At 50.8% G+C, this 17,098-nt stretch carries 13 protein-coding genes; 10 read left to right on the forward strand and 3 right to left on the reverse strand.

Going from position 1 to position 17,098, the window contains the following annotated elements; all coding sequences use genetic code 11:
• Positions 1 to 45: 45 nt before the first annotated feature.
• Positions 46 to 663: a response regulator transcription factor gene (locus tag HAV38_RS13480; RefSeq protein ID WP_168055895.1), complete on the reverse strand. Its 618-nt coding sequence runs from the start codon at positions 661 to 663 to the stop codon at positions 46 to 48.
• An 82-nt stretch (positions 664 to 745) separates the two neighbouring features.
• On the reverse strand, positions 746 to 2,788 hold the full coding sequence (locus HAV38_RS13485; RefSeq protein ID WP_168055896.1) for a sensor histidine kinase: 2,043 nt from the start codon (positions 2,786 to 2,788) through the stop codon (positions 746 to 748).
• Between the two features lie 397 nt (positions 2,789 to 3,185).
• Here HAV38_RS13485 and HAV38_RS13490 point away from each other — a divergent pair, with 397 nt between their 5' ends.
• From HAV38_RS13490 to lpdA, 10 genes are all read left to right on the forward strand, one after another.
• Positions 3,186 to 4,148: a TRAP transporter substrate-binding protein gene (locus HAV38_RS13490; RefSeq protein ID WP_245182365.1), complete on the forward strand. Its 963-nt coding sequence runs from the start codon at positions 3,186 to 3,188 to the stop codon at positions 4,146 to 4,148.
• Between the two features lie 765 nt (positions 4,149 to 4,913).
• Positions 4,914 to 5,432 carry a methylated-DNA--[protein]-cysteine S-methyltransferase gene (locus HAV38_RS13495; protein ID WP_168055898.1) on the forward strand — a complete coding sequence of 173 codons (519 nt, stop codon included), beginning with the start codon at positions 4,914 to 4,916 and terminating at the stop codon, positions 5,430 to 5,432.
• On the forward strand, positions 5,429 to 6,541 hold the full coding sequence (locus HAV38_RS21660) for a site-specific tyrosine recombinase XerD (protein WP_168055899.1): 1,113 nt from the start codon (positions 5,429 to 5,431) through the stop codon (positions 6,539 to 6,541). Before HAV38_RS13495 ends, HAV38_RS21660 begins: the two co-directional genes overlap by 4 nt.
• A gap of 354 nt (positions 6,542 to 6,895) precedes the next feature.
• Complete coding sequence (locus HAV38_RS13505; RefSeq protein ID WP_168055900.1) at positions 6,896 to 7,102, forward strand: hypothetical protein; 207 nt, start codon at positions 6,896 to 6,898, stop codon at positions 7,100 to 7,102.
• A 146-nt stretch (positions 7,103 to 7,248) separates the two neighbouring features.
• Positions 7,249 to 7,743, forward strand: a complete 495-nt coding sequence (locus HAV38_RS13510; protein ID WP_168055901.1) for an aminoacyl-tRNA deacylase — start codon at positions 7,249 to 7,251, stop codon at positions 7,741 to 7,743.
• A gap of 160 nt (positions 7,744 to 7,903) precedes the next feature.
• Positions 7,904 to 8,539, forward strand: a complete 636-nt coding sequence (gene plsY, locus HAV38_RS13515) for a glycerol-3-phosphate 1-O-acyltransferase PlsY (RefSeq protein WP_168055902.1) — start codon at positions 7,904 to 7,906, stop codon at positions 8,537 to 8,539.
• A gap of 636 nt (positions 8,540 to 9,175) precedes the next feature.
• On the forward strand, positions 9,176 to 11,872 hold the full coding sequence (aceE, locus tag HAV38_RS13520) for a pyruvate dehydrogenase (acetyl-transferring), homodimeric type (RefSeq protein ID WP_168055903.1): 2,697 nt from the start codon (positions 9,176 to 9,178) through the stop codon (positions 11,870 to 11,872).
• A 200-nt stretch (positions 11,873 to 12,072) separates the two neighbouring features.
• Positions 12,073 to 13,740 carry a dihydrolipoyllysine-residue acetyltransferase gene (gene aceF, locus HAV38_RS13525; protein ID WP_168055904.1) on the forward strand — a complete coding sequence of 556 codons (1,668 nt, stop codon included), beginning with the start codon at positions 12,073 to 12,075 and terminating at the stop codon, positions 13,738 to 13,740.
• A gap of 209 nt (positions 13,741 to 13,949) precedes the next feature.
• Entirely contained in the window at positions 13,950 to 14,519 is a 570-nt protein-coding gene (locus HAV38_RS13530; protein WP_168055905.1) for an Ntn hydrolase family protein, read from the forward strand.
• Positions 14,520 to 14,623: 104 nt separating this feature from the next.
• Positions 14,624 to 16,423, forward strand: coding sequence for a dihydrolipoyl dehydrogenase (gene lpdA / locus HAV38_RS13535; protein ID WP_168055906.1), 1,800 nt, complete (start codon positions 14,624 to 14,626; stop codon positions 16,421 to 16,423).
• Between the two features lie 110 nt (positions 16,424 to 16,533).
• On the opposite strand, the gene cadR is transcribed toward lpdA, so the two are convergent.
• Positions 16,534 to 16,989, reverse strand: a complete 456-nt coding sequence (gene cadR / locus HAV38_RS13540; protein WP_168055907.1) for a Cd(II)/Pb(II)-responsive transcriptional regulator — start codon at positions 16,987 to 16,989, stop codon at positions 16,534 to 16,536.
• Positions 16,990 to 17,098 lie beyond the last annotated feature (109 nt).

A 17,098-nucleotide genomic window follows, 5' to 3' on the forward strand; every position in this document is an offset into this window, starting at 1 on the left:
GCATCGCGAATTTAATCTTGATCCCAATCCTTGCGTGGAATCGCCTTAATCCAGCAACCGCGCAAGTTCAACCGCCGTTTTAACATGCATTTTGTCAAAGATATGCGCGCGGTGGACTTCTACCGTGCGCATGCTGATGCCGAGTTGATCGGCGATGACTTTGTTCATTTTGCCGATCAGGATCAAATCCAGCACGGCCCGTTCGCGGGTAGATAAGCTGTTGAGGCGGCTATCGATAATCCTGCGTCCCATGGCAACGCGGGATGAGAGTAGCGCTTCTTGCACGCGGTCCATCAGCTTATTGTCGTTGAACGGTTTTTCAAAAAAGTCAAACGCGCCGCGCTTGAGGGTATCGACTGCCATCGGCACATCACCGTGCCCGGTGAGAAAAATGACGGGAAAACGCTGCGTTAATTTGCGCGCCGATAGGATATCGAATAGCGCGACCCCGCTCATTCCTGGCATGCGGACATCGAGCAGCAAGCAATCGCCTTCTGCGGCTTGCGCGTCGTTTTTTTGACTGGCCAGATCGCCAGCGCATAGATCAAGCGAGTCCAGAAAATGTTGCCCGCTGGGATAGCACAGCGCGGGGATGGCACGTGATTGGGCTAGCCAGCTTAAGGCGTCCCGGATGACTTCTTCGTCGTCAATGATGTGCAACATGGCGGTCCGATGGTGAGCGTTAAGGCGGATTTTGCGGCAAAATACAGGCGTCGGTAAACGTTAATAGTTAATCCTGAATTAGTTAATCCTTAATAGTTGCTCGCTGGCTGTGTAAAACGTTTGCGGGCAACGAAAACTGAAAGATTGTACCGCCCCCGCCATTGTCGGTGTGGCTGAGCGTGCCGCCATGAAACTCAATGGCCGTGCGACAAATATTGAGCCCCATGCCCATGCCATCGGCTTTGGTCGAGTAGAACGGCGAGAACAGGCCTACCGCAACGGCTTCCGGGATGCCATGTCCCTGATCGATGACCGAGACCATGACGTGCGGCGATTCAGTGTCAAGGCCGAGCGCGGCGGCGTTGATGCGCAGAATGCGTCGGTTGGCGGGATTTTCCGACATTGACTCTATCGCGTTTCTGGTCAGGTTTAGCAGCACTTGCTCCAGCATCATACGGTCGCCCGATATCCACGGCAGTGCTGGCGAAATCTCAACCCGGACGGCGACGTTAAACGCCTGCGCCTGCAATTCTACTAAAGGCATGATGTTATCCACCAACGTCAGAATTGCTAAAGGTTCCCGAATCGATTCACGCTTTTTAACAAACTCGTGCACGCTGCGAATAATCTGGCCGGCGCGCTGGGCCTGCGTGTTGACTTTGCCTAACGCCAGTTTGAGTTGCGGGGCGTTGATAGTCCCCGCTTCGAGCATATTAATCGCGCCGGTCGTATAGCTGGAAATCGCAGCAAGCGGTTGATTGAGCTCATGCGCCAGCGTGGACGCGATTTCACCCATGCTGGCGAGACGCGCGCTGGATTGCAGCTTTTCTTGCTGTTTGCGATGCATTTCCTCGGCGCGGCGTGGTTCGGAAATGTCCAGTATCGATCCCATCCAGCCGGTTTGCTGGCCTTGCGCGTCCACCAGGGCGGACTCGAATACCAGTACCGGAAACCGTTCGCCGTTGGCGCGCAAAAAGACGGTTTCAAATTGCGGCGTGACTTCGCCCTCCAGCACCTTGGTGAAGCGTTCCTGAAACTCTTCGAGTCCTTCGGGTGCCCAGTAGGGCATCGGCGGGAGTTTGCCGACCAGTTGGTCTGCGCCCAGCCCGACCATGGCGCAGAAAGCGGGATTAACGTAGGTCACGCGACCTTGCAAATCGCGCGCGCGCAATCCGGTGACCAGCGAGTTTTCCATAGCGGTACGAAAAGCCACTTGCTGGCGCAGCGCGTCTTCTGCGGCCAGGCGGCGGTGAATATCGCGCCATAACGCGAGCAAACTCCACAACAGGCCAAGCGATAACGCGATGACCGAGCCGACCAGTAAATTGGGCAAGAATTTGGGTGCGCTCTTAGTACTATTGGTGCGTAATATTAGCGAGAGGCCGGGCAAATCAAGCGGGCGACGTTGGGTATAGACATCGTGGCCGCGTCCGCCAGATGCGCGTTTGGCGATCGTGACCTCATCGCTATCGGTGATAGAGATTTCATTATCCTGCGCAAACCACCATGGGACCAGTTCATCGAGAATTGCGCCGACAGAGTAGGTGCTGACCAGGCTGCCAAGGTACCGATGCCTCTGATTGCCGTCGCGCTCGTCATATAGCGGCACGCTATAGTCGAGGTAGGTCGCATTGGCCGTGTCGATCAACTTGTACGGTGGCGCAAATTGGGGAATTTTGGCGTCTTTTACTTGTTGCGCTGATTTAACTGCTTGCGCAATATAGTCTTGACTTGTGCTTCCCAAGCCCTCGGTCGACGCAACAATTTGATTATCGGCATCAAGCCAGGTGATTTTGCGCAGTTCCCTACTATTTTTTAACAATGGCCTTAGCCGGTCGATAAAATCGCCTGCAAGAAGATGGTTTGAAGTGATCTCGCTGGCGATCAGGCGCACGCTTTCAGCATCGCGATTTAGCTGAAAAGTGATCGCCTGCTCAACCCATAGCGTATCGGCGATGAGCTGATCCTGCTTGTCGCTGGCCTCCATTTGCCGCGATTGCCATGGAAGCCAAAATAATACGGCCAGAAATAACAGCACCAAAAAAATCGGAATCAGCCATCGCCAACTGCGTTGCTTTCCCGGGGCGGTGAGAGTGGAGAGCCGCTGTAATGGTGTTTGAGGCATAAGGAAAAATAGTGACAACTTAACGCGTTCTTGCTGCGTAGGTGTGCGTGATGAGTATTAGCGAGAGCGACTAGTGTAGCCGAGCCTCGCTGATCGCAAGGGTTTTGTATTATTTTTGATACGTGAATAGTAGCGGCGCTGGTTTGGGCAGTTTCTTCGCCGACATCTTATAAGTGTCGTTTTCGGCATCACTAACCCTGACCGCCAAGAACATGCAAAGCGCGGGGCAGGCCCTTTTGCCGTCCAATGCGGTTATCCACACTTGTGAGCGCCGTCAGGCTTGTGCACACTGCCGCCACATCAGGCAAATAACGCATTTGGCGATCATCGGATAAGCATGAAACAAACACCTTTTGCCGTAAAAGTAATCATAGCTTTAGTCGCGTGTGGGTTGCTTATGGTTGGTGAAAACGCCTTCGCACAACAAACCATTGTTCTTAAGTTCAGTCACGTGGTGGCCAGTGATGCGCCTAAAGGCAAGGCCGCGCAACGCTTTAAAGAATTGGCAGAAAAGGCCACCAATGGACGTGTCAGGGTCGAGTTATATTCCAACAGCACGTTATATAAAGATAAGGAAGAGCTTGAGGCGTTACAGCTAGGCGTGGTGCAAATGCTGGCGCCGTCCCTGGCAAAATTCGGTCCATTGGGGATGAAGGAGTTTGAGGTATTTGATTTACCCTATATTTTTCCTGATTTGCAGGCTGTACATCGGGTGACTGAGGGCCCGATTGGCAAAAAGCTTTTTAACAAGTTGGAATCGCGGGGAATCATCGGTCTGGCATATTGGGACAACGGTTTTAAGGTGATGTCCGCGAATAAGCCATTGCACCTGCCCAGCGATTTCAAAATGTTAAAAATGCGTGTTCAGTCATCCAAGGTACTGGATGTCCAAATGCGTGCGCTAGGAGCGTATCCGCAGGCGCTGGCTTTTTCTGACGTGGTCGAGGCCTTGAAGACTGGGGCGGTGGATGGGACAGAGAATCCTCCTTCTAATTTGTACACGCAAAAAATGTACGAAGTCCAAAAAAATATCACTGTCTCAAACCATGGATATCTTGGCTACGTCGTCATTGTTAATAAAAAGTTTTGGGATGGTTTGCCGTGGGACATCCGCGCCGCTTTAACGCAGGCTATGGCAGAAGCCACCAAATACGGAAACAAAATCGCACAAGACGAAAACACCGCTGCGCTCGCCAGAATCAAAAAAACGGGTAAAACTGCCATTTATTATCTAAATGACGATGAAGGTGCCGCATGGAAGGCGGCCCTTTTACCCATACAAAAGGGAATGGAAGCACGGATCGGCAAAGAATTGATCGATGCAGTCCACCTTGAAACACTCGGTGCGCAAATTGATTAGCATATTTATAAAGATCCTGCCAATTTAGAGCGGTCTGTGGTAGGTATTGGCATGCGTCAACCAATAATGCTATTTGGCAATATAAGTCGCTAAAAGAGCGCAACTTACGATTAAATATCTCAACCGCAAATCATCGCTAAAAAATTCTGATATTCTTATCGGAAAGTAATTTCCTGGCGGAAAAAAATTTGGATAAAAACTTAGTTCTTGTAGCGAGTTAGGTTAAAACTATCTAATGAGGGTGCATTGATTCGTTAAAATTATTTGTAAAATCTAGTTAAGTCCTGTTAAAGTTCGTCACCCATTGAATTTTGCCCTTTAGCCCCAAATGGGTGCGAAGCGGTAAAATATGTCCGACTTTGGGACAGAATTGAATATAGGTGGTGGTGCATAAAAACGGTATTGATACCGGGGATACTGAGGAGATAGTGCGTTTCAAATGAAGCCGTTTAAACGGCCGGGAATGCATGTAGACGTATTTGGGGCGCATCGTGAGATGCGCCTTTTTTATTGTTCGTTTTCCTTTGTCCCCCCTGCCTTTTGTTGGTGCAGCTGCCATAATTTGGATTGTCACGCATGCTATGTGTTCCAAATCGGATCGTTTCATAAACGTACACTTTATGAATTCACTCTATACCAGCTACACCTTGCGGTGGAGGTGGTGTAGAGTGATAGTCGCTTATATTTGTAACATAGCGAGCAAATAACAAGAGCCCAAAAAGAGCATAAGTGATGACCACTTGACTCTGGGCTTGACCCGAGTACATGAAAAAAAATTCTGATCATTCATTGTCTACGCCGATTTTCGTCGCACCATTTTCTGGCATTGTGGCTGCCCCCTTTGGTGCAGTCGGGATTCGGGTGCAGGGCGCAGCGATAGGCGAACTGGTCTTTTTGCCCGATTCATTTGCCCCGCAGGATCCCGCAGATGCGTTGGCAGCGAAGGCTACGCGGCAAATACTCGCCTATTTTCTTGATCCCAATTTCCGTTTTGATTTGCCATTATTCCGTGCCGGGACCGTATTTCAACGAAAAGTCTGGTCGCAAATTGCTGAAATCCCACGTGGTGACGTGCTTACTTACGGAGAGGTGGCCCGCTTGGTGCAGTCGGCACCGCGGGCGGTGGGACAGGCATGCGGCGCTAACTTGTTTCCACTAGTGATTCCGTGCCACCGGGTGACGGCCGCTGGCGGTCTTGGGGGCTTTGCCAGTCATAATGCTATTGATGGGTTTCATATAGGCGTAAAACGCTGGTTATTGCAGCACGAAGGAGTTTCAATGTGATCGCAGTGCTTAATCCACTACAAGGCGCTGCCGAAAAAGCAACGTCAAGCCAGACGCTGAATGAACCCTTTAAAACCCCCGCTGAAAAGGGGCGGCTAAACCCGGGGAACCAAAGCGCGATCGATACATTTTGCGATACGCTCTGGCTAGAAGACGGGTTGGCGAAAAACTCGTTAGAGGCTTATCGACGCGATATGACGTTGTTTGGGTTGTGGCTGCAAGCGGAGGGGAAAAATTCGGTGTTGACGGTCAAAGCCGAAGACTTGAAAAACTATCTGGCCGCGAAAAGTAAAAACGATACCACCGGCAAAACCGTCAATACAAGCGACGAACAGGACGACAGCCAACTTCTGGTCTCCGCCCAGCAACAGGTGTTAAGTCAAGAGGAGCAAAGCGAGCGCGACCATCAAAGCAAAGTTACGTCATCAAATCGACGTTTGTCAGTGTTCCGGCGGTTTTACATGTTGGCGCTGCGTCAGAATCTCATCTCTGCGGACCCTTGTCTTGCTTTGCGCGCTGCTAAGACACGGCCAAGAAACATAGATACGTTGTCAGAATTGCAAGTTGAAGCGCTGCTGGCGGCCCCTGACGTCAATACTCCGTTAGGCCTGCGCGACCGGACAATGCTCGAACTCATGTACGCGAGCGGATTGCGCGTATCAGAGTTAGTCCTGCTGAAAACGGTCGAAGTAGGCATGAACGAAGGCGTTCTTCGTATTACCGGTAAAGGGGACAAGACGCGACTGGTACCGTTTGGGGAGGAGGCACGCTCGTGGATCGTGCGTTATCTGGCGCGGGCGCGGGCGGTGATTTTATCGGGTCAGATCAATGACGCTTTATTTGTGACTGCGCGCGGTGGTCCTATGACTCGGCAAATGTTTTGGACGCTAATTAAGAAAAATGCGCGCCAAGCGGAAATATACGCGCCTTTGTCGCCACATACTTTACGCCATGCTTTTGCCACGCATTTGCTCAACCATGGTGCGGACTTGCGCGTAGTGCAACTGTTGTTAGGACATACAGATATTTCCACTACGCAAATATATACCCACGTGGCACGCGAACGATTGAAAAAATTACATACCGAACATCATCCCCGAGGGGGGTGATTCATAGGGGTTTGATCCATAAATGTTTGATTCATAGCGTTGGATTCATAGGGTTTGATTACATCCGTGACTGTCACTCCGCTTGGTCCTCTGTTGGCGTTATGATCGTGAAGTAGGTCAACTTTCACCTGGTCGTTGGTCGGTGGTTTTGATAGTGGCTAATTATTGGTGCGGATTGCAGGCTTGTAATCCGCCCATGCCGCACATCCCGATCGGGCACCTGTAGAGGCGTTCAGGCGGAATTCTGCTTCATGGCATTTGTTTCTACTGTATCCTGTGGCTACTAGACACAGTCTATTTAACGGCATCAACAGCATTTATAGCAGTTAATGGCAATTACTTAAGGGGGCCAAATTGGCAAAAACAAATTTTCAGTACGAAAAGCGTCAAAAAGAGCTTGAGAAGAAAAAGAAAAAAGAAGAAAAGCTAAAGCGCAAAGCCGACAAGGGTACTGTCGACGAGGTTACCGGCGAGTTAATCGCTGATGAGTCGGACGAGGATTCCGAAACAGCGGCCGATACACCGCCGGATGCTACGCCAGGATCAATAGCAGCGTCGTAATCTGGATCAGGTCGGACTAATGACTTCTTCAGACGGATTCAATTTCGCAGGAACCATGGTCAATCTAGTCCCCTTCGCACTTGTCATTATTCGATGGTCCGAGTTGTTGTTCGGGCCATTTTTGCGCTTTTAGTCCTTTAATCACTATGGCCAAAAAAGAACATGTATCAGAAACTCCCGCCACGCAGTTCTTGCGTCAGCGCGGCCTGTCTTTCTCAGAGCATCCCTATCCTTATGAAGAGCGTGGTGGCACTGCGTCGTCGGCACTGGCCTTGGGGGTTGATGAACATTCGGTGGTGAAAACGCTAATCATGCAGGACGAAGGCGCGCGGCCTCTAATCGTTTTGATGCATGGGGACTGCAAGGTTTCAACTAAAAATCTGGCCCGGCAAATCGGATGTAAGTTGGTGGAGCCGTGCAAGCCCGAGGTTGCGCAGCGTCATTCCGGCTATATGATTGGGGGAACGTCTCCATTTGGCACGCGTAAAACTATGCCCGTTTATATCGAGCAAAGTATTTTGCAGTTGCCGGTTATATATATTAATGGCGGACGACGCGGATTTCTGATCGGCATCGCGCCCCATATCACTACCCATCACCTTGCCGCGCAGCCAGTGGTATGCGCGCTGAAGGATGCGTGATGTTTTAGCCAAAGTTTTACTAAGACACCGAATGCAACGCCTGTATGTTTGATCAAGCAGGCGAATGCAATGCGTTCATAACAATGTCAGAACCCATTACAGATTACTGAAAGCCGCGCCATACCGCTTCGCTTAATACGAATTAGGAGAAAGAAAAAGCATGAATATTGTTTTATTTGCAGTCGCCGCTTATTTGATTGGTTCAATCTCGTTTGCAGTCGTGGTCAGTAAATTGTTCGGGCTAGGCGACCCCCGCACTTATGGATCAAAAAATCCCGGCGCGACCAACGTACTTCGCAGTGGCAATAAAGTGGCCGCAATCGTGACCTTGATAGGCGATGGCTTTAAGGGTTGGATAGCGGTCTGGTTAGCTCAGAAATTCGGCCCGCAATTTGGGATCGACGACGGCGGAATTGCTCTGGTTGCTATCGCTGTATTTTTGGGCCATTTGTGGCCGATATTTTTTCGTTTTGTAGGCGGCAAAGGTGTAGCAACAATGTTTGGCGTGCTGATTGGCATCAACCCGTGGCTGGGTCTGGGCGCGCTGGCAACCTGGGGAATCATTGCGTACGCTTTCCGGTATTCGTCGTTAGCGGCGCTCGTTACCTGTTTATTTGCGCCATTTTTTTATACCTTGCTAAAAGGTCCGGACATCATTTTGCTAATGATAGTGGTGATGAGCGTGTTGTTGGTTTATCGGCATGCGAAGAACATTGGAAATTTGCTTGCAGGTAAGGAAAGCCGTATTGGCGCCAAAAAAAGTGAGACTAATTCAAAAGCCCCTAAGGCACATTAATAATATGTGAAATACACCTGGCTTGCGCGACGCCTGTTTAGAATTCATTAGCGGATCGCATTGTTCGAGAAAGTAAACAAGGTGACTGTCGGGTGGTTTTTTGATTTCGTGGGCCTGTTAATTTTGACCACTTTGCACTTTTAGTTGTATTTTGTAATTAATTTATAAATGAAAATACCGTTTCGTGGTCGCATTGTTGCAATGCATCACGATTTTTTTTGTCTATTTTTTACTTATATTGCCTATACAGCCACTCTACACTTCTGCAAAAAGTATTTTTTTAATAAAAATTATGCTGCCACGCCGCAAAATTTCATATTATGAAAATGAATATCACCATTTGAAAGTGTAAAAGGTCTCTGTTAGAATTCCGGCATCGCTTATATTTAATGTATGTAGATTGTATTTTTTATCACAGGATTTACGCAAAACCGTCCCGCAACGCCTATCAACGCTATCGCCGAACGCATATGCTAGTACCGGTCCAACTTAGCCGGGAGGCGCAAGGTGCTGGGTAAGGCACAACGCCGCAGGGGATTTTGGGTAGGTCCGACACCAGATTGATGCAAAGCCCGGCCTTCATCCGATACCATAAGATATCGGTGCAAAGCACTTAATTAACTCAGGAGACTCCATATGTCAGCTCAGTTCGATCAGGTTTTGGCGCAAGCCACCAACGATCCCGATGTCATCGAAACCAAAGAATGGTTGGACGCGCTTGAAGCCGTCATTGAAACTGAAGGGCCTGAACGGGCGCATTATCTGATGGAGCGCATGCTGGATCTGGCACGTCGTCGGGGCGCACAGGTACCTTTTTCAAGCAACACTGCCTACGTCAATACTATTCCCGCGCATCTTGGCGAGCATTGTCCGGGCAATCTTGAGATCGAAGAGCGTTTGCGCTCATGGATGCGCTGGAACGCGATGGCGATGGTGGTCAAAGCCAATCGTCTGGATGGCGATCTGGGCGGTCATTTGTCAAGTTTTGCATCGCTGGCAAACATGCTGGGTATCGGCTTTAACCATTTTTGGCATGCGCCGTCCGAGAACCACGGCGGCGATCTGCTATACATTCAAGGCCATTCATCGCCCGGCGTGTATGCACGTGCGTACCTCGAAGGACGTTTAACCGAAGAGCAAATGCTCCATTTCCGTCGCGAAGTCGATGGTAAGGGCTTGTCATCGTATCCGCATCCAAAACTGATGCCGAATTTCTGGCAGTTTCCAACGGTATCGATGGGTTTAGGACCGCTAATGGCGATCTATCAAGCGCGTTTCTTAAAATATTTGCATGCGCGCAGCATTGCCGATACAGCCAACCGTAAGGTCTGGGCATTCTGCGGAGATGGTGAAATGGACGAACCGGAATCGATGGGTGCCATCGGTATGGCCGGTCGCGAAAAACTGGATAATCTGGTCATCGTCGTCAACTGTAATCTGCAGCGTCTAGACGGCCCTGTGCGCGGTAATGGCAAGATTATTCAGGAACTCGAATCCGATTTCCGTGGCGCTGGCTGGAACGTGGTTAAAGTCATTTGGGGTGCTGGTTGGGACGATCTGCTGGCCCGCGACAAAGAAGGTATCCTGCAACAGGTCATGATGGATACCGTCGATGGCGAATACCAGAACTACAAAGCTAAAGATGGCGCGTTCGTGCGTAAGAACTTCTTCGGTAAACACCCTAAATTGCTGGAACTTGTCAGCAAAATGTCCGACGATGACATCTGGCATCTGACCCGCGGTGGTCATGACCCTCACAAGATTTACGCCGCTTTCAAAGTTGCGCAAGAGCACAAAGGTCAGCCGACAGTATTACTGGTCAAGAGTATTAAGGGCTACGGTTTCGGCAAATCAGGCGAAGCACGCAACACGGCACATAACACCAAGAAGCTGGACGATGAAGCGATCAAGGCAATGCGCGACCGCTTCCAGCTGCCGATCCCCGACGATCAGCTGGCCGACGTGCCGTTCTTCAAGCCAGCCGACGACACGCCAGAAATGATTTATCTGCACGAGCGCCGCAAGGCGTTAGGCGGATTTTTGCCGCAACGTCGCATGAAGGCAGACGAAGAGTTGATCGTGCCACCGTTGGAAACGTTTAAGGCAGTGTTGGAGCCAACCGCCGCCGGTCGTGAAATATCGACGACGCAAGCCTATGTGCGGATGTTGACAACATTGTTACGCGATCCTAGTCTGGGTCAGCGTATCGTGCCGATTATGGTCGATGAGTCCCGTACCTTCGGTATGGAAGGCCTGTTTCGTCAAATCGGTATTTTCAGCCAGGTTGGTCAGCTCTACGAGCCGGTCGATAAAGATCAGGTCATGTATTACCGGGAAGATAAAGCCGGTCAGATTCTGCAAGAAGGTATTAATGAAGCCGGTGGCATGAGCTCATGGATCGCCGCGGCGACTTCTTACTCGACCAATAATCGCGTCATGATCCCGTTCTACACTTACTACTCAATGTTCGGTTTCCAGCGTATCGGCGATCTGGCGTGGGCGGCGGGCGATATGCGTGCACGTGGCTTTTTGATCGGCGGCACTGCGGGACGTACGACATTGAACGGCGAAGGCCTGCAGCACGAAGACGGTCATAGCCATATCATTGCGTCGACGATTCCCAATTGCGTACCTTACGATCCGACCTTCTCGCACGAAGTAGCAGTCATCATGCATGATGGTTTGCGTCGCATGGTGACCAATCAGGAAGACGTGTTTTACTACCTGACGCTAATGAATGAAAACTATAGCCACCCAGGTCTGAAGCCGGGCAGCGAAGAAGGCATCATCAAGGGCCTGTATCTGTTGCAAGAAGGTGGAAAGAATAACAAGCAGCGCGTTCAGCTGATGGGTTCCGGCACCATTTTGCGCGAAGTCATCGAAGGTGCCGCTTTGCTGGAACAAGACTGGGGCATTGACGCCGACGTCTGGTCAGCACCGTCGTTCACACTGCTGGCCCGCGACGGTCAGGATATTGAGCGTTGGAACATGCTGCACCCTACCGATGCACCACGCGTGGCACACATCACTGCATGTCTGCAAGACACCAGCGGCCCGATTATTGTGTCGACCGACTATATGCGCACCTATGCAGAGCAAGTCCGCGCGTTTGTGCCAAATGGTCGTACTTACAAGGTGTTGGGCACTGATGGTTTCGGTCGTTCCGATACCCGCGCCAAACTACGTGAATTTTTTGAGGTAAATCGCTACTTTGTCGTGATTTCCGCATTGAAAGCACTCGCCGATGAAGGTAAGATCAAAGCCACGGTAGTTGCTGAAGCCATTACCAAGTATGGTATTAATCCAGAAAAGCTTAATCCGGTCACACAATAAGCACTTCCTGCGCGCCTGCAGACGGTAGCGCAATGGTAAGGTCAGGTGGCAGCTTAACCGCTGCGCCTGATCTTGCGACTGAGCGTCCTCTGCATGCTAGTGTGGAATACCAAACTACAAATTAACTCGTATGCATCGCACGGTCACGCTCCATAGAGCGTGGCGCGATGAGCAGCGAGTAGAACGAATGGAGTTAAGCGATGAGTATGGTGGAAATAAAAGTACCGGATATCGGCGACGTCAAAGACGTGGAAGTCATCGAAGTAATGGTCAAGGTCGGCGATACGATCAAGATCGACCAGTCGCTTGCGACGCTGGAGACTGACAAGGCCAGCATGGAAATCCCGTCGACTCAGGCGGGCGTCGTGAAAGAATTGAAACTCAAAGTGGGCGATAAAGTCAGTGAAGGCTCGCTCATCCTGATCCTGGAAGCTGAAGGCGCTACTGCCGCACCGGTTGCCGCGGCACCAGCGGCACCAGCGGCACCAGCACCAGCACCAGCTATCGCCGCAGCACCGGCTGCTCCCGCTCCTGCTGCAGTCCCGGCCGGACTGGTCAACGTCAACATACCGGATATCGGCGACGTTAAAGACGTGGAAGTCATCGAAGTAATGGTCAAGGTTGGCGATACGATCAAGATCGATCAATCGCTGGCGACGCTGGAAACCGACAAAGCCAGCATGGAAATTCCATCGACTCAGGCTGGTGTTGTTAAGGAAGTAAAAATCAAAGTGGGCGATAAAGTCAGCGAAGGTTCGCTCATTTTGGTAGTGGAAACAGCCGGCGCGGCACCCGCAGCGGTGGCAGCAGCACCGGTGAGTGCGCTAGCCGCAGCGCCAGTCATGAATGCGGCACCGGCGGCTCCAGCAGCAGCACCTGCAGCGGTATCCGCACCGACCGCTTCAGCGCAAGCGACTTCGGGTGGCGCCGTCCCGCATGCATCGCCATCGGTACGTAAATTTGCGCGAGAACTCGGCGTAGAGCTGAGCCGTGTAACCGGCACGGGTCCCAAGGCACGGATTGTTCTGGACGACATACAAAATTACGTCAAGGGTGTCGTCGCCAACGCGATCGCTCAACCGGAGGGTGCTACCAGTGCAGCTAAAAAAGGCAGCGGCATCGGACTAGAATTGTTGCCATGGCCATCACTCGACTTCGCTAAATTCGGCACCACCGAATTGCTGCCTCTGTCGCGCATCAAGAAAATCAGCGGTCCTAATCTGCATCGCAACTGGGTCATGATTCCACATGTGACACAATTTGATGAGGCGGACGTGACTGAGCTGGAAGAGTTCCGCAAAGACGCTAACGCCTCCTATGCGAAGTCCAAATCCAGCGTCAAACTCACCATGCTTGCGTTTGTTATCAAGGCCAGCATCGCGGCCCTGAAGAAATTCCCTGCGTTCAATGCATCGCTGGACGGAGCGGGAGAAAATCTGATACTGAAGCAGTATTACAACATCGGTTTTGCCGCAGACACACCCAACGGTCTGGTCGTTCCCGTCATCAAAAATGCTGATCAAAAAGGCATTGCGCAGATCGCACAGGAGATGGGCGATTTGTCAGCGCAAGCCCGTGATGGCAAATTAAAAGGCCCCGATATGCAAGGTGCCAGCTTCACCATCTCCTCTCTGGGGGGAATCGGTGGGACCGCATTTACACCAATCATTAATGCACCGGAAGTGGCAATTCTGGGCTTGTCCAAGGCGGCTATCAAACCGGTGTGGGATGGCAAACAATTTATGCCGCGGTTGATGATGCCGATGTCGTTGTCTTACGATCATCGGGTGGTAGACGGCGCGATGGGCGCACGCTTTAGCGTGTATCTGGCAGAAGTGCTGGCGGATATGCGTAAAACATTGTTGTAAAAAGTTTAGTATGAAAAATTAGTACGAGAAGTTTAGTACGAGAAGTTTAGTAGGAAAGGGGCAGTACCAGAGGGTCAGTACGATAGGTTGAGTACGGGTATTCACCGTCTATTTACTTAGCAGGCACGGTGACAGTGAGCGGATGACGAGACTGCAACAGCGGCGCGTTGTCCGCTCGCCCTGATGGGCTTTTCAGTTGGAGAACAGACATGACTACCTGTGTTGTTGTTAAGAAAAATAACCAGATTGCAATAGCTTCCGATTCTCTGATGACATTCGGTGATACGCGTCTATCGCATGCCTATGAAGTCAACAATAAAATCTTTCAGGTCGGAGAGTCGTTTATCACCATGGCTGGGACTGCGGCGCATTTTCCTGTGATGCGCAAGCTGATGCTGGCAATGGGAGACGATTGCAAGCTCGATAACCGAGAAGACATTTTCGAAACTTTCTCGCGTATTCATACAATACTGAAAGATCAGTATTTTTTGAATACCAAAGAAGACGAAGATGATCCGTATGAGTCATCCCAGATCACTGCACTAATCGCTAATCCTTCCGGTATTTTTGGGATTTATTCTTATCGGGAAGTGTTCAGTTTTGAACGTTTTTGGGGTATCGGAAGCGGCCGAAATTTTGCATTAGGCGGAATGTACGCGGTCTATGATCAGGATCTTAGCGCGCATGAGATTGCCGAGATTGGGGTGCAGGCTGGCGTAGAGTTTGATAAAAGTTCGGCGGCGCCGGTACGGATTCATAGTTTTTCGATGGTGGATTAATTGCTTTGTCTGCGTAGCAGATTCAGAGAACGCCCGGCTAAAAATAGTGCGAAGTGACACCACCCAATCCCCACGTGGGCAGACAAAATAATGGAGCAATCTTTATGAGTATGGTCGAAGTCAAGGTCCCGGATATCGGCGACTTCAAGGAAGTTGAAATCATCGAATTACTGGTCAAAGTAGGCGATACCGTTAAGGTGGATCAGTCGCTCATCACCGTTGAATCCGACAAGGCCAGCATGGAGATTCCATCAAGCCACGCCGGTGTAGTCAAAGAACTAAAGGTCAAAGTTGGCGAAAAAATCGCCGAAGGATCTATTATTTTGACAGTGGAAGCGAGCGGTGCTGGCCCTAGTCCTGCGGCCGCACCTGCGGCAGCCTCCGTGCCGGCTTCCACGGCACCGACGGCTCCCGCTGCTGCCGCGGCACCGGCTCCTACAAGTGCGCCAGCATCAGCAAGCTTTTCAGGTAATGCCGATATTGAATGCGACACAGTCGTTCTCGGCGCTGGTCCAGGCGGATACACCGCGGCTTTCAGGGCAGCCGATTTGGGTCAAAAAGTCGTGCTGATTGAACGCTACGCTGATCTCGGCGGTGTTTGTCTTAACGTTGGCTGCATTCCATCGAAAGCATTGTTGCACGCTGCCAAGGTTATTACTGAAGCAGAAGAAATGGCCCATTTTGGGGTCAAGATGTCAGCGCCGGAAATCGATATCGATGCATTGCGCGGTTGGAAAGAAAGCATCATCAAAAAGCTGACCGGTGGCCTGACCGGCTTATCCAAAGCACGCAAAGTACAAGTAGTCTCAGGCAAGGGCGAGTTCAGTTCCGCCAATACTATCGTCGTCCAAACAGCAGAAGGTCCGAAAGTTGTAGCGTTCAAAAACGCGATCATTGCCGCCGGATCGTCAGTCGCAAAGATACCCGGATTTCCTTACGATGATCCGCGCCTGATCGACTCAACCGGTGCGCTGCAACTGAGCCAGATTCCAAAGACGTTGTTAGTCATTGGTGGCGGTATTATTGGTTTGGAAATGGCTTGTGTGTATGATGCACTGGGCTCTAAAGTGACCGTCGTAGAATTTGCCGATGGCCTGATTCCTGCCGCTGATCGCGACTTGGTCAAGCCACTACAAAAGCGGATTGAAAAACGTTATGCCGCGATCTATTTAAAAACCAAAGTCACCAAGCTGGAGGCGTTGCCAGAAGGCTTGCGCGCCACTTTTGAAGGTGCGGATGGCAACACTACTGCGCCGACAGAACCACAATTGTTTGACATGGTACTAGTCGCAGTTGGTCGTCGCCCTAACGGCAAAGAATTTGCAGCGGAAAAGGCGGGCGTCATCGTCAATGACCGCGGTTACATCCCAGCCGATAAACAGCAACGCACCAACGTTGCCCATATTTTTGCAATCGGGGATGTGTGCGGTGAACCGATGCTAGCGCATAAAGCCACCAACGAAGCCAAAGTCGCAGCCGAAGTTATTGGCGGGCACAAGGTGGCGTTTGACGCGATGACGATTCCGTCAGTCGCCTACACCGACCCGGAAATTGCCTGGATGGGTTTGACGGAACTAGAAGCCAAGGCCAAGGGTATTCCCTACGAAAAAGCTAATTTTCCATGGGCCGCCAGCGGTCGCGCACTGGCAATGGGGCGTGATGATGGCATGACAAAATTGTTATGGGATCCAAAGACCAAGCGCATTATCGGTGCCGGTATCGTAGGCGTGAATGCGGGTGAATTGTTAGCAGAGACGGTGCTGGCGATGGAAATGGGCGCGGATCTTGAGGATCTTGCGCTGACGATCCATGCGCATCCTACGCTATCCGAGACGCCGATGTTTGCAGCGGAAATGGGTTTAGGGACGATTACGGATTTGTTTATTCCGGCTAAAAAGAAGTAAGTATTATTGGGACCAATTTGGACAAATTGGGATTAATTTGACCTAAGCGTGGCATCGTATCTTGCGGTACGGTGCCACGTTTTACGTTGTACGCCAATCGATGACCGGCCTCAATGACACCCACCCCCATGGCTCCCCAAATTAACCACTCCCTCATCCTTCATATCCGCCAAGCCCTGCAAAATTCCACAATCCTTGGCCGCTTGAGCGCTATGGCATTGTTTCCTCAACACTTTTAACTGCGATTGCAGCGCTTTCAGTTCAGCAATGCGACTTGCTACATGCTCGATATGATGATCCAGCAACGTATTGACTTGTTCGCAATTTTCTTCGGGAAGATCACGAAATTGCAACAAGCTCCGCACTTCATCCAACGTCATATCCAGTGACCTGCAATGGCGGATAAATTGCAGCCGCTCGACGTGACCCGGCCCGTACAGTCGGTAATTACCAAGCGACCGTGCTGCCGCTGGCAGTAAGCCCTCCTTTTCGTAATAGCGAATGGTTTCAATCGGACAACCCGCAAAAGTTGATAATTCGCCGATTTTAAGTGTAGTGGTGGTCATGGATTATTCTCCTCTGGTTGTGAATGTTCCATTCTTATTGGCTAAAAGGCGCTTTAAAGCCTTTTTTACAGCTAACGCTTGACTCTATAGTAGCTACAGGGTTTTAAAT

This window comes from Glaciimonas immobilis (genome assembly GCF_011947285.1).
Lineage (GTDB): Bacteria > Pseudomonadota > Gammaproteobacteria > Burkholderiales > Burkholderiaceae_D > Glaciimonas > Glaciimonas immobilis.